The sequence below is a fragment of the Vibrio sp. TRT 2004 genome (assembly GCF_050113735.1).
GTDB lineage: Bacteria > Pseudomonadota > Gammaproteobacteria > Enterobacterales > Vibrionaceae > Vibrio.
This window is the reverse complement of the sequence record NZ_JBNJOH010000007.1, coordinates 31802-58725: the sequence shown is the minus strand read 5'-3', so window position 1 is coordinate 58725 and position 26924 is coordinate 31802. Positions and strand designations below refer to the sequence as shown.

23 protein-coding genes are annotated in these 26924 nt (G+C 44.7%); 9 read left to right on the top strand and 14 right to left on the bottom strand.

Annotated features, from left to right (window positions below; genetic code table 11):
* Positions 1–14 precede the first annotated feature (14 nt).
* Entirely contained in the window at positions 15–1385 is a 1371-nt protein-coding gene (locus ACQEXR_RS04840) for an MATE family efflux transporter (RefSeq protein ID WP_427019847.1), read from the bottom strand.
* A gap of 142 nt (positions 1386–1527) precedes the next feature.
* Between ACQEXR_RS04840 and ACQEXR_RS04835 the strand changes: the two genes are divergently transcribed.
* The gene (locus ACQEXR_RS04835; RefSeq protein ID WP_427019846.1) at positions 1528–2139 is read left to right on the top strand and encodes a riboflavin synthase subunit alpha; all 612 of its coding nucleotides are present in this window, start codon (positions 1528–1530) and stop codon (positions 2137–2139) included.
* A 23-nt stretch (positions 2140–2162) separates the two neighbouring features.
* On the opposite strand, the gene ACQEXR_RS04830 is transcribed toward ACQEXR_RS04835, so the two are convergent.
* Both ACQEXR_RS04830 and ACQEXR_RS04825 read right to left on the bottom strand, forming a co-directional pair.
* Positions 2163–2366: a CPXCG motif-containing cysteine-rich protein gene (locus tag ACQEXR_RS04830; RefSeq protein ID WP_138970938.1), complete on the bottom strand. Its 204-nt coding sequence runs from the start codon at positions 2364–2366 to the stop codon at positions 2163–2165.
* 248 nt (positions 2367–2614) lie between these two features.
* The gene (locus tag ACQEXR_RS04825) at positions 2615–3481 is read right to left on the bottom strand and encodes a fructosamine kinase family protein (protein WP_427019845.1); all 867 of its coding nucleotides are present in this window, start codon (positions 3479–3481) and stop codon (positions 2615–2617) included.
* A gap of 357 nt (positions 3482–3838) precedes the next feature.
* Here ACQEXR_RS04825 and ACQEXR_RS04820 point away from each other — a divergent pair, with 357 nt between their 5' ends.
* Positions 3839–4183 carry a DUF3802 family protein gene (locus tag ACQEXR_RS04820; protein ID WP_138970940.1) on the top strand — a complete coding sequence of 115 codons (345 nt, stop codon included), beginning with the start codon at positions 3839–3841 and terminating at the stop codon, positions 4181–4183.
* A gap of 18 nt (positions 4184–4201) precedes the next feature.
* On the opposite strand, the gene ACQEXR_RS04815 is transcribed toward ACQEXR_RS04820, so the two are convergent.
* Positions 4202–4720, bottom strand: a complete 519-nt coding sequence (locus ACQEXR_RS04815; RefSeq protein WP_427019844.1) for an NlpC/P60 family protein — start codon at positions 4718–4720, stop codon at positions 4202–4204.
* A gap of 88 nt (positions 4721–4808) precedes the next feature.
* Between ACQEXR_RS04815 and ACQEXR_RS04810 the strand changes: the two genes are divergently transcribed.
* Positions 4809–6839: a methyl-accepting chemotaxis protein gene (locus ACQEXR_RS04810; protein WP_427019843.1), complete on the top strand. Its 2031-nt coding sequence runs from the start codon at positions 4809–4811 to the stop codon at positions 6837–6839.
* Between the two features lie 22 nt (positions 6840–6861).
* On the opposite strand, the gene ACQEXR_RS04805 is transcribed toward ACQEXR_RS04810, so the two are convergent.
* Complete coding sequence (locus ACQEXR_RS04805) at positions 6862–7653, bottom strand: sterol desaturase family protein (protein ID WP_427019842.1); 792 nt, start codon at positions 7651–7653, stop codon at positions 6862–6864.
* A 71-nt stretch (positions 7654–7724) separates the two neighbouring features.
* On the opposite strand from ACQEXR_RS04805, the gene ACQEXR_RS04800 reads away from it, so the two are divergent.
* Both ACQEXR_RS04800 and nagK read left to right on the top strand, forming a co-directional pair.
* Positions 7725–8462 (top strand): tRNA-uridine aminocarboxypropyltransferase, encoded by a 738-nt coding sequence (locus ACQEXR_RS04800; RefSeq protein ID WP_138970943.1) that lies wholly within the window; start codon positions 7725–7727, stop codon positions 8460–8462.
* A gap of 144 nt (positions 8463–8606) precedes the next feature.
* On the top strand, positions 8607–9515 hold the full coding sequence (gene nagK / locus ACQEXR_RS04795) for an N-acetylglucosamine kinase (RefSeq protein ID WP_331426517.1): 909 nt from the start codon (positions 8607–8609) through the stop codon (positions 9513–9515).
* A 30-nt stretch (positions 9516–9545) separates the two neighbouring features.
* Here nagK and ACQEXR_RS04790 read toward each other — a convergent pair whose 3' ends face one another.
* From ACQEXR_RS04790 to ACQEXR_RS04760, 7 genes are all read right to left on the bottom strand, one after another.
* A complete protein-coding gene (locus ACQEXR_RS04790; RefSeq protein WP_427019841.1) occupies positions 9546–12038 on the bottom strand; it encodes a sensor domain-containing phosphodiesterase in 2493 nt (830 codons plus the stop codon).
* Positions 12039–12271: 233 nt separating this feature from the next.
* Positions 12272–12538, bottom strand: coding sequence for a DUF2960 domain-containing protein (locus ACQEXR_RS04785; protein WP_426951458.1), 267 nt, complete (start codon positions 12536–12538; stop codon positions 12272–12274).
* Between the two features lie 58 nt (positions 12539–12596).
* Positions 12597–14366 (bottom strand): bifunctional molybdopterin-guanine dinucleotide biosynthesis adaptor protein MobB/molybdopterin molybdotransferase MoeA, encoded by a 1770-nt coding sequence (locus ACQEXR_RS04780; protein WP_427019840.1) that lies wholly within the window; start codon positions 14364–14366, stop codon positions 12597–12599.
* Positions 14366–14950, bottom strand: coding sequence for a molybdenum cofactor guanylyltransferase MobA (gene mobA, locus ACQEXR_RS04775; RefSeq protein ID WP_427019839.1), 585 nt, complete (start codon positions 14948–14950; stop codon positions 14366–14368). The genes ACQEXR_RS04780 and mobA overlap by 1 nt, the downstream gene beginning before the upstream one ends.
* Positions 14928–15644, bottom strand: a complete 717-nt coding sequence (locus tag ACQEXR_RS04770) for an energy-coupling factor ABC transporter ATP-binding protein (RefSeq protein ID WP_426951454.1) — start codon at positions 15642–15644, stop codon at positions 14928–14930. Before ACQEXR_RS04770 ends, mobA begins: the two co-directional genes overlap by 23 nt.
* 9 nt (positions 15645–15653) lie before the next feature.
* Entirely contained in the window at positions 15654–16352 is a 699-nt protein-coding gene (locus ACQEXR_RS04765; protein WP_269376450.1) for an ABC transporter permease, read from the bottom strand.
* 6 nt (positions 16353–16358) lie between these two features.
* Positions 16359–17177 (bottom strand): substrate-binding domain-containing protein, encoded by an 819-nt coding sequence (locus tag ACQEXR_RS04760; protein WP_426951453.1) that lies wholly within the window; start codon positions 17175–17177, stop codon positions 16359–16361.
* A 257-nt stretch (positions 17178–17434) separates the two neighbouring features.
* On the opposite strand from ACQEXR_RS04760, the gene ACQEXR_RS04755 reads away from it, so the two are divergent.
* Both ACQEXR_RS04755 and ACQEXR_RS04750 read left to right on the top strand, forming a co-directional pair.
* Positions 17435–18883, top strand: coding sequence for a sigma-54-dependent transcriptional regulator (locus tag ACQEXR_RS04755; RefSeq protein ID WP_427019838.1), 1449 nt, complete (start codon positions 17435–17437; stop codon positions 18881–18883).
* Positions 18873–20912 carry a sensor histidine kinase gene (locus ACQEXR_RS04750; protein WP_427019837.1) on the top strand — a complete coding sequence of 680 codons (2040 nt, stop codon included), beginning with the start codon at positions 18873–18875 and terminating at the stop codon, positions 20910–20912. Before ACQEXR_RS04755 ends, ACQEXR_RS04750 begins: the two co-directional genes overlap by 11 nt.
* A 45-nt stretch (positions 20913–20957) precedes the next feature.
* Here the strand turns inward: ACQEXR_RS04750 and ACQEXR_RS04745 are convergent, their stop codons facing one another.
* Entirely contained in the window at positions 20958–21836 is an 879-nt protein-coding gene (locus tag ACQEXR_RS04745) for a mechanosensitive ion channel family protein (protein WP_427019836.1), read from the bottom strand.
* 1 nt (position 21837) lies between these two features.
* Positions 21838–24183: an AAA family ATPase gene (locus ACQEXR_RS04740; protein ID WP_427019835.1), complete on the bottom strand. Its 2346-nt coding sequence runs from the start codon at positions 24181–24183 to the stop codon at positions 21838–21840.
* A 369-nt stretch (positions 24184–24552) separates the two neighbouring features.
* Between ACQEXR_RS04740 and ACQEXR_RS04735 the strand changes: the two genes are divergently transcribed.
* Together ACQEXR_RS04735 and ACQEXR_RS04730 are read left to right on the top strand one after the other, a co-directional pair.
* A complete protein-coding gene (locus ACQEXR_RS04735; RefSeq protein WP_427019834.1) occupies positions 24553–25107 on the top strand; it encodes an outer membrane beta-barrel protein in 555 nt (184 codons plus the stop codon).
* A 190-nt stretch (positions 25108–25297) separates the two neighbouring features.
* Positions 25298–26890: an ABC-F family ATPase gene (locus ACQEXR_RS04730; protein WP_138971911.1), complete on the top strand. Its 1593-nt coding sequence runs from the start codon at positions 25298–25300 to the stop codon at positions 26888–26890.
* The last annotated feature ends 34 nt before the right edge of the window (positions 26891–26924 follow it).

Genomic DNA, 26924 nt, shown 5'->3' with positions numbered 1-26924 from the left:
ACTGGCCGGTCGCGTTATTTAGATGCGAGTTCTAATTGATGAGCATCATCGAGTCGATGCATCCAACGTAGGCGTAATCCGAGCATGATCGCTGCCGAAGATAGACCAATAATAAAGCCCATCCAGAAGCCGTGAGCGCCCATTGGTTCTACAATCCAGTCTGTCATAGCGAGTATGTAGCCTAGTGGTAAGCCCAATACCCAGTACGCAATAAAGGTACGGTTGAATATTGCTGCCATATCCTTGTAGCCACGAAGAGCACCAGCCGCGACAACTTGTACCGCATCGGTCACCTGATAAACCGCTGCCAGCAATAAGAGCTGCAACGCAAGCTCGATTACTGCTCGGTTGTCGGTGTAGAGCAGGGCGACTTGTTCTCTGAACAAGACGGTGAATAGTGCCGTAAACAGTGAGCTTGCTACCGCAACGATAAGGCCAACACGAGATGCGATGGTAGCCCCCTCAACGTTAGATTCCCCAAGTCTGTGTCCGACGCGGATACTGGTTGCAGCACCAATACTCATTGGGATCATAAACACTAATGATGAGAAATTAATCGCGACTTGGTGAGCTGCGACGACAAGTGGCCCTAATGGTGCCACTAACAGAGCGACAACAGCGAATAGGGTCACTTCAAAAAACATGGCGGCGGCGACGGGGAATCCCAGTTTAAATAGACGTACCAATGGCTTTATTTGTGGACGATGAAACAGTGCAAATAACTGAACGTGTGCCAATCGATTGGACGTCAGCACATAGAAAAGCAATAAGGCAAACATAATCCAATAAACAATGGCTGTAGCGACACCACAGCCAACCCCACCAAGAGCAGGGGCGCCAAACTTGCCATAAACAAATATCCAGTTGAGCGGAATATTGATCAGGAGTCCAATAAAGCCAATCACCATCGCTGGTTTAGTCAATGACATACCATCGGTTAAGCTTCGAAGCACTTGGAACAGCAAAAATGCAGGGACGGCGAAGATAACAGCGTGCATGTAACCAATCGTTTTGCTCGCCATCAGAGGCTCGACGTCCATTAGACCGAGGATACCTTTGGTTTGCAGCAAGACTAATGAAATCGGGATAGACAGCAAAAGTGCCATCGCAAGTCCCTGATGGATTTCAAATGGTACTTTGTGCTGTCTACCTGAACCATTGAGCTGTGCCACAACAGGGACTAAAGCCATTAGAAGACCAACACCAAATAGAATCGACGGTAGCCAAATACTCGCAGCAATGGATACCGCTGCCATATCTGTTGCGCTGACGCCACCCGCCATTACGGTATCGACAAAGCCCATTCCTGTTTGAGCCACGGAAGCAATCAGAACAGGTGTAGCCAGTTTTACCAGTGTGTTAGCTTCGGTTTTATAGCGATGCAATGAAAAATACTCCAACAAACTGTTTGAAAAACCTGAGTGAATAGGCAAAGGAATGCTGCGCACTCAAGCACAGAGAAAATGATTGTCTGCGATGATAAAGAAATGTCACACTAAGCACCATGAAAAACTAACGGAATTAATCATGTTTACCGGAATCGTTCAGGGAATGGCGAAAGTTGTTGCCATCGAAAAGAAAGAAAAGTTTCAAACACATACCGTTAAATTCACTGGGTCAATGAATCAGGGTCTTGAGATAGGTGCATCTGTGGCACACAATGGGTGCTGTCTTACGGTAACGAAAGTGGATGGAGAGCTTGTTGATTTTGATTTGATGCAGGCGACGTTAGCGTTGACCAACCTTGGAGAGCTGGCTGTCGGAGATCGGGTTAATATTGAGAGAGCCGCTAAGTTTGGTGATGAAATTGGCGGGCACTCAATGTCAGGTCACATCTCGCTAATGGGTGAAGTGGTTGATGTGATAGACACACCAAATAATCGAACTCTATGGTTCGAAATTCCTCAAGAGATGATTAAGTATGTGTTGGCTAAAGGCTATATTGGCCTCGATGGTTGTTCGTTGACCATAGGTGAGGTTGAAGGTGCGCGGTTCTCCGTTCATCTCATCCCAGAGACGTTGCATAGAACTCTGTTCGGAAGCCGTAAAATTGGTGATAAAATTAACGTTGAATTTGATCCACAGACACAAGCCATTGTGGATACCGTTGAAAGAGTATTAGCGAGTAAATCGTTATAAAAAAAGCGCCGTTTGGCGCTTTTTTAAAATACTTGTTCATCGTCGGCATCAACAAACAAGTCAATCGTATCCATTTGCTCATTGACCGTCATGTTGAGGTGGATTGCATGGCAGCAAGCAGGACAATCATCGTAAAACTCTTGGCTACCATTCGACGCATCAAGTGTAATACTAATGGTATGACCGCAATGGGGACAAGCAACCCTTTTTTCTGTGTAGCTATGCATAACTCTTTTCCTTACATCTATATCGAAAACAGCGCCTAACTGACTCCCACTGAAAGTAAGAATTTCCCTGTAGACGATATAATCTTATGCTTAGAAGTTTCTGTTAGGCAGAAATTAAGTACAAAATTTGACTTAGCTACGAAAAGGCAAAGGTTGTCGAAACACACATCACTATTGATCGACTAAATGTTTGACAATTCAATAACCGCAAACCTTCTTAAGTGTTTGTTAAATAAATACATTCACCATTAATATGAAAGAATTTTCTTTATCATTTTTTCTGATTGATCCAAGTAGTGTCCACCAAATTGATTGTAATGATTGAGTAAATGATAAAGGTTGTAGATGTCTTTCCGTTCGCTGTAACTGATGTCGAGCGGCAGAATACTTTCATAGCCTTGATAAAACTCTGGTTGGAATCCACCAAACAGCTCAGTCATAGCGATATCACATTCACGATCACCCCAGTAACTGGCTGGGTCATAACAAATCGGGCCGAAGACAGAACTTGCCACATTACCATGCCAAAGATCGCCGTGAAGTAGGGAAGGTTTAGGCTGATGATTGGCGAGTCTGGTCTGAATTAACTGGGTAAAGTCGTTGATATCGACCAAGTTAATTCCTTTCTCTTGCATTAATTGCAGTTGCCAACCAATTCGTTGTTCAGCAAAGAAACGGGACCATTTCCTATCCCACTTGTTAGGCTGGATCGTCGCACCAACAAAGTTGTCCTGATCAAAGCCGTATTCCTGCTGCTCGCCCCACTGGTGAAGTGCGGCGATCTGCTGTCCAAAGAGATAACTATTCTTGCTGTCATCTAATGGTTTGGTTGGGAGGTAGTTGAGTATAATGAAGGCGTTATCTTTGGTGGTACCCGCTAAAACCAGTTCAGGAACAGAAACCGTTCGGCTTTCACGCAACATGTGAATACATTCAGCTTCAGCTTCAAACTTAGGCAAAAAACCACGCTGATTAACTTTAACGAAATAGCGTTGTTCTCCGTCCGAAATCATATAGCATTCGTTGATTTCACCACCGTGAACTTTGCATTTTTCGCTTATTTCGTAAGCGAACATCAAGGTTTCAGAAAGCTGTTTTGATATGGCTTGCCACATAACATTTCCTAAGTCAGATGTATTTAACTACAGTGTAGAAGATGATGGCGTTGAATACTGATTCATAGTGCAAAAAATTCAACGATTTAGACAATCTGACCTGTCAAATTCGTAAAGTGTGAAGTGTGTCCCTCATCGCATTCTTCGCTATAAAATATGCTATTAATAATACGTGAGTATTATTTGACTCTGCTTCAACTTTCTTAGTTGCAGCAAGTTATGTCTAATGGGGTAGGCTACTATAGCCAGAACTGAACATGTAATCAGCAACTGAACGGACACGAGTTGTGAAAACACATTGAAATGTCTTAGTATTAAAGATGGATATCGACGACATGACAATAATGGAGATGAACTGTGGTTGTTGAAACCGATGGTTACCTAGCTCTAATCGAGCACTTAGCTTTCAATCTTGATGTGTTTGCTTCTGAAGAAGGAGACACAGGAACAGAGAGCGTCGAAGATGTCGTTACCGATATGGTTGCGAGTAACATCATGGCTATCTTTGAGCAAAACCCAGAACTCCACTCTAGCGTCCGCTTCCAGTTACTTAAAGAAGCTGATTCAGTAGTAGAAGACCTCGGGGAGGTTCTTGCTGGAGTATGGGGCAAGCCTGCGACAAACGAACAAATTAGCTTCTTAGACGAATACATTGCTTTGGTTAAGAATTTGTTCGACTCCGCTGTTGCGAAATACGATTAACCCCAATTTGTTGTACGACTAATTGATTTCAGGCGAGAGGCTAACTCGTCTGAAATGCCAGTACTTGCCAGCCCAATATGGGTTGTCGAGTCTCGATATGACGACCCCTTTTGATGTTGACGCGTGCATAAACTGCTTGCCGCCAATATAAACGCCAACATGTCGAGTGTTGGGTGCAGTTTTAAAAAATACCAAATCACCAATTGTCGCTTGAGAGTAGGCGATTTCCGTTCCCACCTTAACTTGATCTAGTGTCGTTCGTGGTAACTGTATTCCCATCGCTTGTTGAAACGCAGTTTGCACGAATGCCGAACAATCCACCCCATTTAATGACGACCCACCTAAGCGGTAGGGAACACCTTCCCACTGGTCATAAACTTTAATCAAAGACTCTCTGATCGCCAACTGAGAAGCATTGGGCGCTAAATGAGTTGCCGACACGGGCTGACTTTCTTGTTGAGGAGAACTGCTACAAGCCGTGAGTAATGTTGTCAGGATTATTGCGTTCAGGGATAGGTGAAGTGCATCGCGATACATAATTATAACTCTAGTCTGCAATCTAACCGTAACAATCTCGCCATAATATCCTCGCCAGAAACGTCGGTATCAGGATCTTATCTTCATTATGGAAACGATGAAAAAAAGCACATTTTCACTGTCCCTTATTCAGACAATCAGTGCGGTATTTTTTACCATCACCTTACTCGTCATTTTACTTTCTGTCACTAGTATTAAAGGTTTAGAAAATATTAGACAACGTTTTTCAGAACTTTCCCAACAAGCTTTGCCACTGGCGATGACCAATGCTGAACTTACGCAAAACATTTTAGAGCAGGTTAAGCAGTTAAGCTATGCAACTGGAACTCAGAGCATCGAGTCACTACAAACGATCGAACAAAAGATTGTAATTCATGAGCAACAAAGTACCGCGCTATCTGAAAGTGTGGTGAAGATTTCAGCTGAATTTGATAATGCGGTGACACCAGATCAAACTGAACAGTTAACGGGATCGTTATTGTCACTTGCGTCACTCAGCAACACAGTGATAGCTACGCAGCGCAATATCTTGACGTTAGAAAAGACTATTGCCAATGAACTCGACGGATTCCGATATGGACTAGGGTCTATTGGGCCGGAAATGAATCGCATTAGCTCATTTTTAGTTGGCGACAATCCTGAGTCAGCAGATGCTGCGAATCGGTTTATTGCTAATGTGAGTTCGATGGAAAGTTCTTTTGTTCAACTGATGATGATAACAGAACTGGATCAGGCCCAAATAGCATTCAAAGAAATGAAAAACCGTCTTGCAGGGGTCAACTTAGCGTATGACGATTTTAAGCAGTGGCATCCTGATGTGGTTGAGTTTACAAGCCTTACAGCGGGTTATGAGATGGTGTTGTCTGGCTTTGAACCCAATGCGATTGTCGAGCAGATATTAGCCAAACTTGAGCTTGTTAGCCAACAGCGCAGCCAGGTTGAAGAAGTGGTGATTGCCGCAGATAAGACGATCGGTTTACTCAATGATATTTCGGCTACAGCCAACACCTTGATAGGCAACAGTCAGCGCGTGGTTAGCTCAACGATGCAAACCACAGCTACCGTCGTACTGACGAGCGGTGCAGTGCTGGTAGCGGTAATTATCATGGCTTGGTTTATTCTTCGTGCATGGACAAACCGAGGTCTCAAGAACATTCTGACGCATCTCAACCGTATGACTGAATACGATCTCACGGGTCAGGCGCTGTTAGTTGGGCCGTTGGAAATGAAAGAGATCGCCAATAAACTCAATCAGGTGATTCGTTCGACTAACGAATCAATCGCTCTAGTGACAAGAAACTGCGAAATGCTCTATCAGACCGCCGAAATTAGCCACGGCGCAGCGGAACAATCCAATCAGAGTCTAACGGAACAAAATCAATCGTTGGCAAGTATGATTGCGACCATCAACCAGTTGGAAGCTTCAATTCGAGAAATCGCGACAGTGACAGCCGAGTCATACAATGAGTCAACAGCCGCGACGCGCTTCTCAGCTCAAGGTGTCGATGCAGTCGAAGAGAACCAGACACGCTTACGATTGCTGGAAAGTACACTCAATGCCAATGAAGAGTCTATGGTTGAGCTCGATAAAAGGGTGAAACAGATCCGAGAAATGGTTGATCTTATCTCTGGTATCGCTGAAAACACCAATCTTTTGGCCCTCAATGCCGCGATAGAAGCCGCTCGTGCCGGTGAGCAAGGGCGAGGCTTTGCAGTGGTGGCAGACGAAGTACGTAAACTCGCTAGTGATACATCTAATCAGACAACGAATATTCGTGAACGTATGAATCAATTGGTTGCTGCTGCCGAACGTTCGCGCTTGGCGGTTGAGGAATCACGTCAGGAAATGAACAATGCGTTAGAGTCGAGTGAAGTCGTCAAATCTACTTTCAACGATATTGAAGCCGCAGTGACTCACATCCAGGCTAGAGTGGAGCAGGTAACCATAGCGACCGAAGAGCAAGAGCGAGCGACAGAACACGTCAGCAGTTCGATCTCACTTATTTCCGAGCAGGGGCAACAGACGAAAATGCAGCTTGAATCGATGGTCGAAAGCTCACAGCAGGTAGCAGGGATTGCGGGTAATCAGCAGGCTATGTTACACAAGTATTCGGTTTAGACTCCTACTGGTGTGCCGTATCTTAGCGATTTCTGAAAGGTTGCGAGAGCATCTTGTCAATTCGTTGCTCTTGCGCTGAACGGAACGTGGTGATGCCAATTTCGACATCATCATGCCCTAACTTTGGTTGGGCTCGATAGGTGGTAAATATCCGATCCCACACCGATAAAAAGAAGCCAAAGTTAGAATGGGTCTCTTGGGTAATGGTAGAGTGGTGTACGCGGTGCATATCAGGCGTAACCACCCACTTTCTTAACCATTTATCCCATTTGTGTGGCAAATAAGCGTTACTGTGATTAAACATCGCACTGGCATTGAGAATGATCTCGAAAACCAGTACAGCGATAGGTGGTACGCCAAGTACTAATATGAGCGCAATTTTAATCCACATTGAAAGAAGAATCTCAATTGGGTGGAAACGAGAGCCGGTCGTGACATCTATGTCCTGATCAGAATGATGCATTCGGTGTAATCGCCACAGAAGCGGTACCCGATGAAAAACCAAATGTTGTAGATATATCGCTAAGTCGAGAACGATGACCGCAATAAGTAACACCATTGGTTGAGAAAGCGCAAAAAACTGATTAAACAGCCCGATTTGATGAGATTGAGCATAGTAGGCCGCTTCAATAGCGACGATGGGCATCAATAGGGTTAGGCATAATGAGTTGAAAGCGACTAAGCCTAGATTGTTAAGCCATCTGTAGAGTTTATTCTGTGTTAAACGTTTTCGTGGCGTCACCCATTCCCAAAGACCGCAAAGCACAAGGACGCCAACGAAAAAGCTTAATCGAATCATTTCTGGATTTTGCATTGATACTATTCCTTGCAACTGTTATTTGGGTGAGTAAACTTGCTCAACTTTGACATTATCGACACTGCGCTATGAGAATCCACGCCTTTCATCACTTGTACCAGCAACGCCTCGAACGTTCAACCAAGCCCTTTAATGCGCGAGGTAGTAAAGTCGCGCGTTGTCAGTACTGCCAAGTCGCACAGCAAGATTGTTTGTGTCAGCACCAACCGACAGCGAGCACAGAGGTGGCGGTGTTGTTGTTACTCTCAGAGAACGAAGTATTCAAGCCGAGTAACACTGGACGCTTAATTTTAGATACGGTGGCAGACGGGCATGCATATCAATGGAGCAGAACTGAGCCTGAAGCGGCAATGTTAGAATTGCTCAACAGCCCAGATTACCAACCGATTCTGGTCTTTCCTGAGCAGTATGTTGAGGATCACTCAAGGCTGGTCGCGAATACGACCACTAGTAGCGACTTGGCACGCAAACCCTTGTTGGTTTTTCTTGATGGGAGTTGGCGTGAAGCTCGACGCATGTTCAACAAGTCGCCATATTTGAGTCAACTACCCGTTTTATCGATTAGCCCTCAGCGAATCTCGCAATATATGATGCGTCGTTCGGACAATGATCAACATCTCGCAACGGCGGAAGTGGCGGCACTGGTATTCAAACAATTAGGCCATCAACAATTGCATCAAACATTGACCATGTGGTTTGAGGTGTTTCGAGAGTCATATCTCAACAGCAAAACACGTAACAGAAGAGACGACACTAAGCCGGCATTGAACGAGTACATCATGTCGAGAAACGAGAAATCACTCTAAATAATCAATTCTGGTTGGGCAGAGACTGTTCAGTTGAGCACAACGCAAAGCTAAATTGGTTCTGTATCACAGTTTGTAGGCTTAGCTATATGGATAATGGTGCGATTATACGTTTTCTGATTGATTTTTTCTGGGAGAGATAAGATGTACTACGGCTTTGACGTTGGTGGCACTAAGATTGAATTTGGTGCGTTCAATGAAAAACTGGAGCGAGTGGCTACCGAGCGAGTACCAACGCCAACGGACGACTACGAATTATTGGTTGAAACCATTGCTGCTTTGGTTGCAAAGTACGACCAAGAGTTTGGCTGTGAAGGTAAAATTGGTCTTGGTTTACCGGGTATGGAAGACGCTGACGATGCGACTGTATTGACAGTAAACGTGCCTGCGGCTAAAGGCAAACCGCTCCGTTTTGACCTAGAGCGTAAAATTGGCCGTAGTGTAAAAATCGAGAACGATGCAAACTGTTTCGCACTGTCAGAAGCATGGGATGAAGAACTCAAAGACTCTCCATCAGTTATGGGTCTGATTCTAGGCACAGGTTTCGGTGGCGGGCTTATTTATGATGGCGCGGTGTTTTCGGGACGCAACCACGTAGCTGGTGAGTTGGGTCATATGCGTCTACCGATTGATGCTTGGTTCCACCTTGGTGACAATGCGCCGCTATTAGGCTGTGGTTGTGGTAAGAAAGGCTGTCTAGATAGCTACTTATCAGGACGTGGTTTTGAACTTATTTATGCGCATTACTTTGGTGAAGAGAAAAAAGCGATCGACATCATCAAAGCGTATGAGCAGGGGGAAGAAAAAGCGTGTGTACATGTTGAGCGCTTTATGGAGTTGCTTGCGATCTGTTTTGCAAATATCTTCACGGCTAACGACCCACACGTTGTTGCTTTAGGTGGTGGTCTATCAAACTTCGAATTGATTTATCAAGAAATGCCTAAGCGTGTACCGAAATACTTACTTTCGGTAGCAAAATGCCCGAAAATCATTAAAGCGAAGCATGGTGATTCGGGTGGCGTACGCGGTGCAGCGTTCCTCAACATCAAATAGTAGAAAAACGGGACCATTTGGTCCCGTTTGTTATTCGCCTTGGTTGATCCGTTTGATCTCTGCTTCAATCTCCTCAAACGGTTGCGGTTTACTGATTAAGTAGCCCTGAATGTAGCGACATCCTAATTCTTGAAGCAGAGTCAGTTGTTGTTCATCTTCAACACCTTCCGCGATCACTTCTAGCCCAAGTTGGCGCGCTAACAGGTTTACCGATTTAATTAACACCGCATTGTTGAGATTGGTTGAAATATCTCGGACAAAAGAGCGATCGATTTTTAGGATATCAATCGAATTCTTCATTAAGTTAGAGAATGATGCGTAGCCAGTACCAAAGTCATCCAACGCAACTTTAACGCCTTTCATGCGTAACACACTGAGTAGATCCTGAACATGTGGTTTATCTTCAAGAGGGATTGACTCGGTGACCTCGATAATGATGTCCTTCTCAGACAAACCTGACTGACGAATGATGTTCAAGATCGAACAGTTGGCGGGGTCTTCTTCGCTTAGTTCATCGATAGATCGGTTAATCGACATCGAAATATTTTCATAGCCGCGAGATTTTAAACGTTGCAGATCCTGACAGGACTTCTCCAACACAATTTCGCCAAGCTGGAAAATATAGCCAAGATTTTCAGCGATAGGGATGAACTCGAATGGAGAGATAATCTCACCGTCTTCGTTCCAGCGTGCAAGAGCTTCGAGTTTGACTACCTTGTTACTGTTCAAATCGTAAATTGGCTGATAGTGAACATCAATGCGTTTTTCGTCGATGGCTTTCTTGAGACGTGCACCAAGCGAATACTGTCTTGCCACTCGTTTTTCTAACTGAGTGGAATAGATAGAGGTCGATGGAGCAGGGTCGCACTTGGCTTCTCGTAGCGCATAGTAGGCCTGCTTTATCGGGTGTGTTTTGCTATCAAACTCACTGACATTTGAGCAACCGATGTTCACCGCGAGTTCAATTTCATGATTATCTATCACGACGCTTGTTTCGATCTTGGCGCGAACAAAGCTAACGAATTTATTGAACCCCTCGAGGGTGTCTTGAGTAAAGCTCAGTGCAAACTGATCTGGGCCATATCGACAGATGTTAATCTGATTGGTATCAAAATTGGTCGCCAGAGTATGACCAACATGGACGAGAACCTTATTACCAACGGATTCTCCGTACATATTATTGATTGACGAAAAACGTTTAAGATCGAGAATGATGACTGTTTGATTGTCGGTGTTTGATAAGGCATTAATAAAGCTTTCTCGAGTTTGTAGCCCCGTAAAATCGTGTTCGTTTTTGTAGTTGTTGAGTTCACTTTCAATGGATTTTAGCTTACTAAGATCTTCGAATGTCGCGATGTAGTTTTGTATCTCGCCAACTCGGTTTCGTAACACATAGATACTGAGTTTTTCGGGATAAACGGCGCCAAATTTGGTTTGATTCCAGACCTCGCCGCTCCAGTGCCCATGTTCATGAAGCTCTGCCCACATCTTTTGATAAAAACTCGCCGGATGGAGACTAGAGCTCAAGATAGAAGGCGATTCACCCTCTAGCTCAGCAAAAGTATAGCCAGTAATATCTTTCACTTTTGAGTTGGTACTGATAATGCGGTTGTGTTTGTCGGTAATTAATACGCCGTTGCTCGAGAGGTCAACGATCTTTTGCGCAATGGTAAAGTCCGCTTCTAATTGAGAAATATCTGTCGTATTTCGTATGTTGCCTACCACCTTGGTCAATTCGCCTAACTCATTGAATTTTTTAATGTAGCTAATTTCGAATTGCTTATTGATCGGGCACATTTCTCTATAAACAGTGAGAGTCTTAGCTTGCCCCCCAGAGCTTACATCAAGCATGAAACGATCTAAGCTGATTTTACTCTTAAAGATATAGAGTCGGAAAAAATCAGAAAATTGTAGTCGTTGATTCGGTGCCATGCCCGTCATATTGGCGAGATTTTTAGAATAGCTAAAATGGTTATGAGTGATATCCCATGTCCATGAACCACTTTGCGTTAATTGCTCTGAACGTTCAAATTGTTCCAATAGTTTATCTTTTTGATCTGCAAGGCGTCGCTGAGTGATTGACTTACCGATGAGAAAACCGATGGTTTCTAGCCAAGTCTTATCAAAAGATATATCGGGTAAATTGGTGTTATACATGAGTGCGATAACGCCAACCACTTTGCCACTGCGCGACTGAATAGGAATGCCGAGATAACTGTGCGCATTGATTATCTGTAAGATGGCATCATCAGGGAAAAGTTGTTGAATTTTCTCTTTGTAGACACAGATTTCTCGGTTTTCCAGCACCAGTTCACACGGCGTGCCACCTAAAGAATAGGTGATGTTTTCCGCTAGCTCGCCGTGGTGCAAGTAGCAGTGAGAATGAGCGATGTTCTGCTCCAGATCATACTCAGCAATCAAACAGTGTTGTGGTTTATAGCGTAAATAGACGTCTTTTAGACAATGGTGGTAAAGCTCTTGTTCATTTCTTGAATCGATGATTTTTGTAATGAGCGATTCCATTAGAAGGGGCCAATCCTTGTTAAGTATTATGTTCTATTTTTATGGTTTATAGGGTTGGCATAAATATTCACACAGGTGCCATTAATTGTATATGTACAATGTACGGTTTTGTGAGGGGAATATTGTCAAAATATAAAATTATCAGTTAATTCAGCTGGATGGAACGTCGCTGCCTGAACATTAAGGTCTAAGAAAGAACAAAGGCTGGAAAGCCAGCCTTTGAAACGAGGGGATTACGAATTCTTCTTTCCTACACCGAGGTTTTCTTTTTGCGCCAAAGTGATTTTACTAAAGCCAAGTTTTTTAAAGTGATTATCACGATAATTGCGAACGGCTTTGGTGTCTGAAATCGCTTCGATTTGCTGCTCCATTTTTAGGTATGCCGAAATATCAATACCTTCAGCTTCTGCCACTGCCTCGTGAATGTTTCTGTGTTTCTCGTAAGAAAAAGTCAGTGTTTTGTCTTGGTCTTTGTAGGTATATAGGATTGTACGAGCCATAAATATTCAACCGTCTATAAAATAAAGAGGCCAGCTAAGCTGGCCCCTGAATGGATTGCTAGATTCTGCCTTGAAGTGGGATGATTGTCACGCTTTCTCCAACTTTAACCGTGTCAACAGCAGGGGATATTTCGATCAAGCAGTTGGCTTCACTCATTGAGCGAAGAATACCTGAACCTTGCTTGCCCGTTGTTGCGACGGTTAAATGGCCACGAGAATCAAATTGATAGATGCCGCGACTAAATTCTGTGCGTCCTTGGCGAGAACGTAAGGGTTCAGTGGCGATTGCCTTAATCTTTAATGGCTGCCAATCAAGTTCGCCTTGCATCTTGCGTATCGCTGGTTCGACGAAATTAATGAATGACACCATAACCGCCACTGGATTACCTGGTAAACCAAAGAAAGGTTTTTCGCTAATGTTACCGAAAGCGAGTGGGCGACCCGGACGCATGTTTATACGCCAAAAATCGATACTACCTAGCTGTTCAAGGGCAAGTTTAATGTAATCGGCATCGCCAACAGAGACGCCACCAGAAGTAATGATCACGTCTGCTTGCTGAGCTGCGCGTTCCAGTGCTTCAACCATCGTCTGCTGGTTGTCCTCAACAATGCCAAAATCCAAAATTTCACAACCAAGATTTTGCAGTAACCCCATAATGGTGAAACGATTTGAATCGAATATAGAGTGCGCTTTTTGCTCACTCCCTGGGGCTTGAACTTCATCACCTGTTGAGAAAACAGCAACTTTAAGCTTACGGTAGACTTGGCATTCACCGTAACCAAGAGAGGCGATCATTCCCATCTCAGCAGAAGAGAGGCGCTGACCACGAGAAAACACATTACTTCCTGCCGCTAGGTCTTCACCTGCAAGACGTACATTCTGACCTTGTTTTATTGAAGTATTAGGAAACGTGACGCTGTCACTGCATTCGGTGGCTTGTTCACGCATGACAACTGTATCGGCAAATTGTGGCGTCGGCGCACCTGTCATGATTTTTACCGCTTGACCTTTTTGTAAAGGTTGTTGGTAAGCATGACCTGCGAGTACTTCAGCCACGACTTGGTAGTGCTGACGATCGAGGTCATCACCACGAATCGCGTAACCGTCCATTGCCGAATTGGTGTATTGCGGCACATTGACCGGTGAAATAATGTTGTTCGATAAAACTCGACCAAAACAAGATTCCACAGCGCACGGCTCATTCTCAGTAACGGTATTGACAAGTGACAGAATTTTTTCTTGTCCTTGTGTGACAGAAAGATACGCAGGGGAGAGGGTGTCACAACATGCCGCCACTTGGTTTGGTTGGATACCATTTTGTGCGTACTGAATGACAAACTGAGCAATCGCATCAAGGTCATTGATATCCATTTGTGGCAGTTCGGTGTCCTTGACTGACGTATCCGACGCAATGGCAATGATGTTAGTGTCATTTGGATACAACCAAGGTTTACCCACAACTTCGCGATGCAATTCAATCTTTGGAAACGCGATGTTTTTGCAGCCTTCAACCAAAATGATATCGAGTTTATCGGTATCAAAACGTGTCAGTAGGTATTGAAATTGTGATTCTTCCTCAGGCGTCTCCGTCATCAGTGCGTAACGATTACGAGAAGAAATCAACATTTGCGATGCGCCAGCTTTACGAAGACGATAACTATCTTTGCCTTCTTTATCGACGTCAAAATTGTGGTGAGCGTGTTTCAGCATACCAATGCGCAGGCCAGTGGTTGTTAGCTTTGGCAACAGCGCTTCAAGGAGCGTCGTTTTACCTGTGCCCGAATAGGCAGCAAAACCTAGAATAGGAATGGGTGTTTGTTCAATCATCAGTTAATGGTACCGAATTGAGCGAGCTCTTCTGGTGTGTTCAAATTAACAAAACAGTTTGGTGAATCGCTAAAGTCGACATACTGGGTATGGCACTCTTTATAAAGTAGGATGATTTTGCGATCACCGCGCTCTAAGAAAGCGGTTAATTTGGGAAGAACTCTTTTGTGATAAAGGGTGAAAACCGGCTGTTGGTGGTCACCATCGTGAGCAACGAGAATATCCGTCTCGTCGGTGACAGAAGCGCAAAAACGCTCGACGAGATCGTTATTGATCAGTGGACTGTCACAAGGGACGAATCCTACCCAGTCTGTTGGTGCGTTGAGCAGCCCCGCATGGATACCGCCCATTGGCCCAGGATAGTCTTTAAATTGATCACTAAATACTTCGCCGAACTGAGTATAAATACTCTGATTTCGGTTAGCGTTAATCATGATGCGCTCAGTCTGTGGAGTGAGACGCTCGATAACGTGTTGAATGAGTGGTTTGTCATTCAGTTGGACAAGCCCTTTGTCTTGTCCGCCCATACGGGTTGCTTGTCCACCAGCTAAAATGACCCAGCTAGTTTGCATTGGAGGAAGCATAATTAGTTTGTAACTCTTTGTCGGTTATTACTTGAAGCAGAGGAGACTCTACCAAAGTGGCTTCTTTTATCCACCATTGTTTACGGCATAAAGCGGTCAAGGCGTTTTGCTGGTGACTGGTTATCACCAAACTTGACCCACGTTCGAGAAGGTCTTGCGCCATAATCACTAAACGGTCGATCGATTCTTGATCTAAAGAAGCACTGGGTTCGTCCATCAGCAAAATCGAAGGCTTTAGAATCCACGCTCGTGCCATTGCAACGCGTTGCTTTTCGCCCCCCGACAGCACTGAGATGTGTTCGTCTGCAAGAGTTTCTAAGCCTACCATGCGCAGTGCCGTAATAACTTGAGCTCGCTTATCTTTTGCTGTTTCTTTTTGATAGCGAATACCGTATGCAATATTCTGGTATACCGTGCCATCAAATAAATAGGGAGACTGATGGAGGTAGATAACATTTTTTCGTCCCGATCGCGAAAAGAGTCTATTGCGCCACGAGTCACTGGGGGCGACAACTTTACCGGTGGTGGGTTTGATCAACCCAGAAAGGATTTTTAGCAGGGTAGTTTTACCGACGCCATTATCTCCTTTTAGATAAATGGCGTCGTTTGGACCAATATTCAAAGTAGGGACGTGAAATAGCACGCGCTCTTTGAAGCGCATAGAAAGTTGCTGTGCCGTTATTTTTATAGTCATACAGCGCCCTTAAGTTCTGAGGTAGCCTTTGCCACGCATACTGGTAAGCAAGAAGTTTAATACTAAAGCTAGAGTCAGTAACACTATGCCTAATGCGACACCTTGCGCAAAGGCACCCTTGTGGCTTTCCATAGCAATCGCTGTCGGTATGTTGCGAGTGATGCCCATAATGTTGCCACCAACCATAGTCGAGCAACCCACCTCTGTCACGATGCGCGAGAAGGCAGCAATAGTGGCTGCAAGAAGCGGGAACCGTGTTTCCCAAATCATTGTTCCAACGATGCGAGGTATCGAAGCTCCGAGCGTGATTGATGTTTCAACCGCTCTTCGGTCACTAGATTGAAGCGCGCCATGCATCATTGAAACCAGTACCGGAAAACCGATAAGCATCTGACCAACAATCATTGCTTTCTGAGTGAATAGCATCTGCCAGTCCCCAAGAGGACCTGCACGTGACAGTAGCATGTAGAGCAGTAATCCAATCACAACAGTTGGGATAGCCTGAAGCGTATTGACCAGCGAAAGAAAAAGCCATTTTCCCCTGAACTCTGTGTACGCGAGAACAAAAGAGAAAATGATTGCTGGCAACAGCACGATTGAAATCGCTGACAATGAAACACTAAAGGAGACCGCGACGATCTCCCAAAGTTCTCTATCGAGGCTCACCAATAAGGCGAGCGCATCGAGGGTGGTTTGCCATAGGCTCATCGAAAATTATTTCTCGTTAGCGTTGGCGACAAACAGTTGTTTACCATTGAGTTTGAATTCATTGATCAGTTGTTGTCCTTTTGGATTGACAAGCCAGTCACTGAACTCCTTGGCACCTTGGTAATTGATGCTAGGGTAGCGCTCAGGGTTAACAAGTATAACTTGGTATGGGTTAAACAGTTTTTTATCGCCTTGGAACAACACTTCTAGATCAAGTTTGTTGTTGTAGGCTAACCAAGTACCACGGTCGGTCATCGTGTAACCTTGCATCTCATTGGCCATATTTAGCGTTGGCCCCATACCTTGGCCCACGCTGCGGTAGCCGCCAAAGTTGGGTTCCATTTTTGTTTGTTGCCAAATGCCTTTTTCTTTTTTATGTGTTCCAGAATCATCACCACGAGATACAAAAGTAGCGTTCATGTTTGCAATACTTTTGAACACTTCAGCTATGTCTTTCTGCTGAGCAATTTTTGCAGGATCTGAATGAGGACCAACAATAACGAAATCATTATACATCAGCTTGCGAGGCAGTACGCCATAGCCTTTTTCTACGAAGTTTGCTTCTGCTTTCGGTGCGTGAGTCATAACCAAATCTACGTCACCGTTCTCACCCATTTTAAGTGCTTTACCCGTACCGGCAGCAATAACGTCGACTTTATAACCGGTATCTTGTTCAAATTTAGGTAATAGGTAGTCTAGTAGGCCTGAGTGATACGTGCTTGTAGTAGTCGCGAGACGAACATGAGGAACTTCATCGGCAGATGACGCGGAGTAACTGACTAAGGCTAAAGACGCCGTTGCTAATGTAAAAGAGATTGCTTTCATCGTGTTTATTAATCCATTCTATTTATTATTTGCTAGGTATCTTGATACCTAATCGCTGCCAACTCTGACGTGTTATAAGTTGGCATGCATATAAAGCAATCTTGATGCCAAAAAAATGCGATCTTTTTCAAATGAATTATCAATAAGTTACAAGGAAAAAGTTTGATGAGGGACAAAATGTCTCACATTAAATATAACCAAGCTTTGGAAACTTGGTACACTCTGTCCCAATAGTCACACAGTAATAGTGGAATACAATGCCTCCTTCATTCGATCCTAATAAGGCTTCACAATATCAAGCATTTTCCGTTCTTGTCGTTGACGACGAAGCGGGAATGCAAGCGATATTAAACAAAGCACTAAGTAAATGGTTTTCAAAAGTGGATTGCGCTGGAAGTATCGAAGAGGCAGAAACGCTCAGATGTGCCAATCATTACGATTTGATCATCTTGGATATCAATTTACCGGGTCGCTCTGGTATTGAGTGGGAAGAGGCGTTTTACGACGATGATAAAAAAGCCGACGTGATATTTATGACAGGATATGCCGACTTAGATACCGCTATTTCGGCGATCAAACTCGGCGCGACGGACTTTATTCTTAAGCCGTTTAATTTGGAGCAAATGCTTAATGCCGTTCAACGTTGTATGGACAAACGTCTTGAACAACGCCATCAGTTTGCGCTTCGTCATGACTTCAAGCGCCATATCGCGACTGATATCGTTGGTGGTTCCGACAAAACCAAACAACTGAAACAACTCATTACTCAATTTGCGCCTTCACGTGCGTCCGTTCTCATTGAAGGCGAATCTGGAACGGGTAAAGAACTGGTCGCTAGGGGTGTACATGATGCGAGTCAGCGTAATGGGCCTTTTGTTCCCATCAACTGTGGCGCTATTGCCCCTGAATTATTAGAGAGTGAACTGTTTGGTCATACCGCGGGCGCTTTTACAGGGGCGAAACGCAGTCGTGAAGGCTTATTCCGTGTCGCCAATGGGGGGACTCTGTTTTTAGATGAAATTGGCGAGATGCCGCTTCCAATGCAGTCGGCGTTACTAAGGGTGTTGGAACAGAGAACAATTCGCCCAGTGGGAAGTGAGAAGGAAGTGGCGGTCGACGTGCGAGTGGTGGCTGCGACGAACCGTAATCTTCAACAAGAAGTCAACAAAGGGCATTTTCGATCGGATCTCTATTATCGCCTTAACGTACTGAAAATTGATGTTGCACCGCTGAGAGAACGTAAGACGGACTTGATTGAGTTGGTACCGTTCTTTACTAAAAAGCTCGCCGCGGAGTTAGCAATGCCTGACCCTAAGTGGGCGCATGAAGATGTTCTGGCGATGAATGAGTATGATTGGCCAGGCAACATCCGTGAACTCAAGAACCTGATTGAACGTTGTATTCTGCTAGGGAAACCACCTGCTCATTACTGGCGTGAGATTCATGGCGATGCTTACAAACCTTCTGTTTCGATGAAGGTTTCGAGTGGTGTTGAATTAATCGAACTGGCTGGCGATACCAACAAGGGGGTTGGCTATCCAAACAGCTGGGCGCTAAAGGATGTTGAAAAAGCCCATATCATGCAGTTGGTTGATTACCACGATGGTAATAAATCCGCCGCCGCACGTGATTTGGGCGTAGCTCGTAAGACATTAGAGCGCAAATACAAAGAGTGGGATGGTGAGGAGTCAACGCATGCCGAGTAGAGCATCACGTTGGTCTCTGTGGTCAAAATGGCGCTATCGCTTTAAAACCATGGTGCGCTATAGGCTGATGATCCTCACCTCTGCGCCGATTTTTTTGACTCTGCTCGCTCTGATTGGAATAACCATCTACTGGTCGATTCATTACACGTGGCAAAGCGCGTTGATTGATGTTTCTGAACGTTTAGGCGTGGCAGAGAACAGCATTGAACTGATTCAGGAACGTCAAGCGAATCACGTCAAAGCATTTGCGAACTCTTACGACTTTGTAACCAGAGTGGCCAACAGTGAGATGCCCGAAGCAGATTTGCAACAATGGGTGTCTGACCAGCGTATCGAATATAAGTTGGATTTTTTACGGTTTCATCGTGTAGATAGCCTAGTCAATAAATTTCGCTTTATGGATCTCACTCGCCGTGAATCCTTCTTCGATGTACTTACTCAGCAGGAGCTCAATGCACTAGGGTCGGATCTTGTAAAACGAGCTCAGACGCCGATTCTCAATAGTAGCGAGATAGAAGGACGTGGCTTAGTTAGTCGAACCGTGATCCCTATTCACAACAAGGCCAATGATATTATTGGTTTTCTAGATGGTGGATTGCTGCTTAACAACAGCACCGTTTTGGTTGATACCATTCGTGATTTAATCTATCCGTCGAAACAAGATAGCTTGCGTCCCGTGGGAACGCTCACGGTCTTCTTGGACGATCTGCGAATCAGTACCAACGTTCCTTTAGACAGTGATGACCGCTTGGGACGCGCCATCGGTACGCGCGTTTCCGACGAAGTCAAACGCACGGTACTCATCAATGGTGAGGAGTGGGTTGACTTAGCCTTTGTATACGACGCTTGGTATATCACGGCTTATCAACCATTACATGATCAATATGACAATGTGATTGGTATGCTTTATACCGGCTACCTGCTATGGCCGTTTGTCACCACCTATATGACCAACATCGCTGAGATCTCGATAACCACCTTGTTTCTACTGCTCATTTCCAGCTTATTGGTCTATCGCGGTTCGAGAGATCTGTTTATTCCTATTGAGCACATTCACCGCGTCGTCAAAATGATCCAGTTAGGTAAGGAAACGCGTATCGGCCCGCTCGGTTTGGATGAGAACCATGAACTGGCGCAATTAGCTAAGCAATTCGACAACATGCTTGATCTGCTCAAGCAGCGCAAAAATGAATTGTTGCGAGCGGCAAATGAACTGGAGTGTAAAGTCCAAGATCGCACCGCCAGTTTGAAAGAGAAAACGGAGGAACTGGAACTTCATATCCAGCTACTCAACCAAACCCGAGACAAATTGGTGGTCAATGAGAAATTAGCCGCGCTTGGCGAATTGACGGCGGGTATTGCGCATGAAATCAATAATCCAACAGCGGTAATTCTGGGAAATGTCGAGTTAATGCAGTTTGAACTCGGTGATGAATCTAATCGAGTCAAAGAAGAGATTGAAGCCATTCATGCTCAGATAGATCGCATCCGAAACATTACTCGCAGTTTGCTGCAATACAGCCGTCAAGGGGGAGTTCAGGATGAAATCACATGGCAACATGTCAACCCCATTGTTGAGGAGAGCATCACTCTGGTTAAGACGGGAACTAAAAAACGCGGCGTTGAGTTTGAGACACACCTCTCTGCTCATACCTCTGTTGAGGTTAACCGTCACCAACTGTTGCAGATACTGGTCAACTTGCAGATGAATGGTATCCATGCAATGAAGGGGACGGGGCGACTGTTCATATCTACACAAGACTGGATGGAAGGCGACAAATCCGTCGGCGCTATTATTCATGTTAGAGATGAAGGGTGTGGAATCAAAGAGGAGAATCTGAAGCGAATCTTCTCGCCGTTTTACACCACCAAGCGCGATGGAACAGGGTTAGGGCTTTCCGTATCGCAGAGTATCCTGAGCCAATCTGGTGGTGAACTAAAAGTCACTTCTAAGTGGGGCAAAGGGAGTTGTTTTAGTGTCTATTTACCCGAACATGCCGAACCCAAACTAAAGATTACCAATCTATAAAAAAGGCCAGTGCGACTATCGTACTGGCCGTTTTTATCGGTGTTATTAACTGGCGTTAACTGCAATTTTCGGCGGGCAAATACCGTGCTTTTTAAACTCTTTCATCACGCGCAGAGTAATGTCGGTTTCAAACAGCTTTTCGTAAGCGGTATCAACCACGTACGCCTTACACGTCAACTGAATGGCTAAGTAGTTATCAGTGATGGTTTGTTTGACCAGTACCGTTACAGGCTTAGGTAAGTGGATGTAGCGACTTGATGACGCCGCTTCTTGAATCAGGTCTCGAGCGAGCGTAATGTCTTCATCAAGCCCAACATAGAATGGGATAACAACTTGCATATCAAGAGCACCGTAGTTCCCGCTCACCGTCACTTCGTTGAGGAACTTGTTGTTCGGAATGGTGATGATGTCGTCATTGAGAGTACGCATACGAACGGAACGTAATCCAATCGCAATAATGTCTCCGTAGTTACCCTCGAATGTGACGCGGTCACCAACCTGAAACGGACGATCGACCATCACAGTCATGCCCGCAATAAACGACGCTGCAAGGTCTTTAAGCGCAAAGCCCACGGATACAGCAAGTGTACCGCCAATCAATGCGAGTATTTGGTCATTGATGCGGAAACTCATCATAAACACCAAGATACCCGCACTCATGTAGATAAAGAACTGCATGAATGACTGGAGTTTTTGCAGCAGCATTCTGTACTGAGCAAACTGACCACCAATGCTTTCAACCATGGAATTGATGAACTTAAGCAGTAACCAGGTGGCGATAATGATCAGCAGCGAGAAGAACACACCGCTCCAACGAATCAGACTGGCAATTTGACCGATGTTTTCGACACTGGCCACTTCCTCAGTGGCAAAAACAGGGTGGATGACCAGCAAACCAAGCAAGACAATTAGAATTTTTTTCATGTTACTTCACCAATAAATGCTGACGATCGAGAACATTGGTTATATGACGGAACCAGTGATCGGAAACACGCGCTTTGTCTTCTAGCCACTCAATATAACCACGGCTCTGGAAGTAACGCAGTGTGCCGGTGATCTCGGCAATGCTCAACTGAGTACATTCGGACAGGATTTCTGGAGAAGCGATCTCCAATTGAACAATAGAGCGCAGCACAGCCAACATAGGTTTGGGCATTTTCTCCAACTCTTGTGATTCAGGTGCGCGGAATAGGCGAATATAAACCTGCTCCGTCTCTTTATCGCGGTTTAATGACAACCTGAAAAAGCGCAGCGCGACGGTAGGGTTGCCATCAGAGTAATGCCATAGAATTCGATAGAACCCTTGTTTAGCACGCTCTTCTTCAGTGACTTCTTCCTGATCCCACTGTTTTGGAACCACTAAGCCCTCAAATGAAATCTGTTTCTGTTCAGGTTGGTTGATTCGGGTATCGAGTAACAGATGGATCTGTTTCTCTGTCCAACGAGGCAGAAAAGAGACCAAATCAAACAGCAGACGTTCACCACGAGCGCGATCGACAAAACGCCAGCTGGCTTTCTCAATTGCGATAACAACGCGATGGTTCTTTTTTGAACGGCGCAAGAGGTTAGTAAGACGAATCAGGTCAGTTAGCCCACCGACCATTGGTTTCACCAGTCGTTGAGCGTTGTCCACGGCAATTAAGTAAGTGGTGTCACTTTTTCGCAATTGGGACAAGATTTGGATCTCTGTCGCGTCTTCTTCTAAACCAAGGCTAACGGCCAAATGCGCGAGCAATTCGCTGTACCCAGAGTAAGGACAACTTAGATACATTGGCTCGGCATTTTTCACTTTCATAAGAAGCCCACGCAGGAGTGTTGTGGTTCCAACGCCACGTTCACCCGACACTACGCATATCGCCGGACTGTCGCTCATCAAATACTTAGACAACTGCTTAATTTCATCACCCGCATAGTCGATGATGGTGCTGTCAAAGCTCCCAGGTGAAACGTACTCAAATGTGTCGTTACCTTTAACACGCACTAAGTTGCTTTGGCCGTTGTTGTTTCCAGTTTGCTTAGCGACCTCAATACGGAACAGGTAGGCGAGTGCTTGACTGAAAAAACTGTAATTTGAAAGCGCAGAGACGAGCCTATGTTTGAAGTGGTGAATGATTAACCACACCATTGCCATCGCTGTCGCAGGAATACTCAGCAGCAAGGCATCTTTGCGGCTTACTGCCCAGTTAACCCATACTGGTCGGTCGGTTAAGTGCTCAACCGTTGCGAATACTTTGCTACGCCACAAACGCAAAATCGATAAGGTCACCAAGACAAACCAAGCGTAAAGGGCGCTATATATCCAATAGTAAATGGTTCCTTTACCGAGGGTGCGCATAGAGATTTGTAAGATCACACCAGCGACAATGGCGCTCCAGACATAGCGTCGAATGGTCGATAGCCTCAAGGCAACAACTTCTGGATTAGATGAGCGACTATTGCGATACGCAAACTCGAGAATAAAGCTAATCGCTATCGAACCACCGAGCACCCACCAAGTAAATATCTCTAAGATAATCAGGTGCTGAAGACTTGGAATACCAGAAAGTACACGCAGTGATAAGGTAATCGCGATCAAGAAAGCGATCGCTCTGTTGGCGCGACTGATGTACCAGATAAGGCGAACCCACAATGCAGGCTTAGCATTCGACTCAAGCTGAGTTTCTTTGAAAAGGCGAATCAAGCGCTTGCTGTTTGCTAGCCACCAGACCAGACCAAAATAGATAAACAGTACTTTCAACCCAGCCCAAATGACAGGAATCGGTGAGATCAGGACTTCGCCAAGCAGTGATTTAAAACTGCGCAGTTGAAAATAGATCCAATATTCAAGATTAAGCTGGGTTTGATGCCATTCCTGTTTAAACTGAGTTACCCCGTAAGGACCAAACCCCGTCAGCTTGTCACGGTTAACTGAATCGGTCAGGACAAGCAGTTGCTCCTTACTTTTGCCAAGACTGGTTAACGTCAGATAACTGGATTCTGTGTCAAACCACGCATCGTCCCCCCCATGTTTTCGGAAAGTCGCAAGGTTTTTCTGGAAATGATCAATCTGTTTTTGTTGCTCAGTAAGAACGGCATCAAGTAGCTGATTGACCTTTCTTCTATCTTGAGCCGTCATAAACAAAGCTTCAGGAAGGTTCGCTATTTCTTGTTCAATGTCACTGCTGACACTGTCCACCTGAGGAATTGCCTGGAGATCATACTGCCAAGCTGCCAAAGCAGGAAGCGCAGTAATCAAGCTAGCCATACATAAAAAGCGTACGATTAAACGCATAAAAATCTCTTATAACTTATGAGGTTAGAGTTAGTTTAGTAGTTTTAGAAATGAAAGCGAGTGAAACACCCACTTATTTAAGCTGCAAAACTATATTCTTAACTTTGCGTCAAGTGTCATACCGATGTCATTAATAATAGTGATCCGCTAATTGAGACAATCTTTACAATGCAGTTAATTACCGGCGTTGATTCAATAAGTTAGCTCAGTTGAGAATGCCCCTACAATGCGAGCTAGTACACTAGTGCGCGAGTAGAGTAAATGCTCAATTTTGAAATGTCACTTTACTGATTAATGTAAATACACAGATAGAGAAATTTTGTAATTTTGAGTCTCAAAATAACTTATATATAAAATGGATGACTCAGCATGAAAAAGATGATTCTAACGACTGCATTGATGGCAGTCACTTGTTCAACGTTCGCTTCAGACTTTATAAACTTAGATGTCGCAGGACCGCGTTTCGGTTTCCAGACGGTTAACTCAGAGCTTGAATTCTCAGGCAATAACATTCAGGACACGACGGTCAAAGGTGATATGGATGGGGTAGAAGTTGGCTTCGATTTTAACCGAGTATTCGGTACCACCTTCTCATACAGCAAAGGGGATGATAACGGCTCTGACTACGACGATATTCGAGCGGCAGGTGAATTTGGCTATACCTTCTTCTTTGATGATGAAAAAGAGTTTTCAATCAAGCCATACGGCTCTATTGGTTGGGAGAAGGCAAACATCAAAGATAACTCGCAATTCAGTTTTGACGCGTCGATGTCTGGTCTGACTGCGGGTATCGGTGCGCGAGCGACAATCTTCAAGTACGGGTATGTCGGTGTCGAGTATACAGCCCTTACTGGCAAGATAATTGGAATCGACACAACATTGACCAATGCGCGAGTTTCAGTGGGTGGCCGAGTTACCTTCTAAACCCACTGTGTATTACCAATAGTTCGAAGGAGCTGTTAAGCGATTAGCGGCTCCTTTTTGATATATCTGCAACATGTTATGTAGTTCACACTTCTTACCTGTTACAATAGCGCCAAATTTACATCAATACATTTAGTAATTAGCTATATCTAATTGATTTTTAATGCTAATTCATTAGGGGGATAGTCCTATTATAAGTACAGCTAATATCACTCAGCAATTTGGCGCCAAGCCGCTGTTTGAAAACATTTCGGTAAAATTCGGTGAAGGTAACCGCTACGGCCTGATTGGTGCCAATGGATGTGGTAAGTCAACCTTTATGAAAATCCTTAGCGGAGAACTTGAGCCGACTGGTGGTAACGTAAGTTACGATCCTAACGAACGTGTGGCAAAGCTGAATCAGGACCAGTTCGCTTATGAAGAGTTCACGGTAATCGATACGGTTATCATGGGCTATAAAGAACTTTGGAAAGTTAAGCAAGAACGTGACCGCATCTATTCCTTGCCAGAAATGAGCGAAGAAGAGGGCATGTTAGTTGCGGATTTGGAAGTTCAGTTCGCTGAAATGGATGGCTACATGGCTGATTCTAAGGCGGGTGAATTGCTTCTTGCTGTGGGTATTCCAGAAGAACAACACTACGGATTGATGAGCGAAGTCGCACCTGGTTGGAAGCTACGTGTTCTTCTTGCTCAGGTTCTGTTTGCAGACCCGCATATCATGCTGCTTGACGAACCAACCAACAACTTGGATATGGACACTATCCGTTGGTTAGAAGATACCCTAAACCAACGCAACTGTACGATGATCATTATCTCGCACGACCGTCACTTCCTAAATTCTGTATGTACGCATATGGCGGATCTGGATTACGGTGAATTACGAATCTATCCGGGTAACTACGATGAGTACATGACCGCGGCTTCACAAGCACGTGATCGTCTACTGTCTGATAATGCGAAGAAGAAAGCTCAGATCGCTGAACTACAGACATTCGTTGCACGTTTCTCGGCTAACGCATCTAAAGCTAAACAAGCAACATCTCGTGCTAAGCAGATCGACAAGATCCAACTGGCAGAAGTTAAAGCATCAAGCCGTCAGAACCCATTTATTCGTTTTGAGCAATCGAAAGAGTTGTTTCGTAATGCACTGATTGTTGAAAATCTGAGCCAAGGTTTTGAAGACGATCTGTTTAGTGATTTCAATGCTATATTCGAAGTCGGTGAGCGTGTCGCTATCATCGGTGAGAACGGGGTCGGTAAAACCACACTACTTAATACATTAGCGGGTGTACTAGAGCCTCGCACAGGTGAATTTAAGTGGTCAGAAAACGCTAACATCAGTTACTACGCTCAAGATCATGCGCATGACTTTGAAGAAGATATGAATCTGATGGACTGGATGGGCCAGTGGCGTCAAGCAGGAGATGATGAACAAGTTATCCGTAGCTTCCTTGGTCGTATGCTGTTCTCTCAAGATGACATCAAAAAGTCAGTGAAAGTACTCTCTGGTGGTGAACAGGGTCGTATGTTGCTTGGCAAAATCATGATGCACAAACCGAATATGCTGTTAATGGACGAGCCGACCAACCACATGGATATGGAGTCGATCGAATCGCTTAACAACGCGCTTGAGCAGTACAAAGGCACACTATTCTTCGTCTCGCACGACCGAGTATTTGTAGACTCACTGGCTACTCGAATTATTGAAATCAAGAACAACAAAATTACCGATTTCAAAGGAACGTATTCAGAGTTCCTTAAAGCTCGTGGTATCGAGGGATAATTCTCTCCAGCCAGACAAGTAAAAGCCTCCTTGC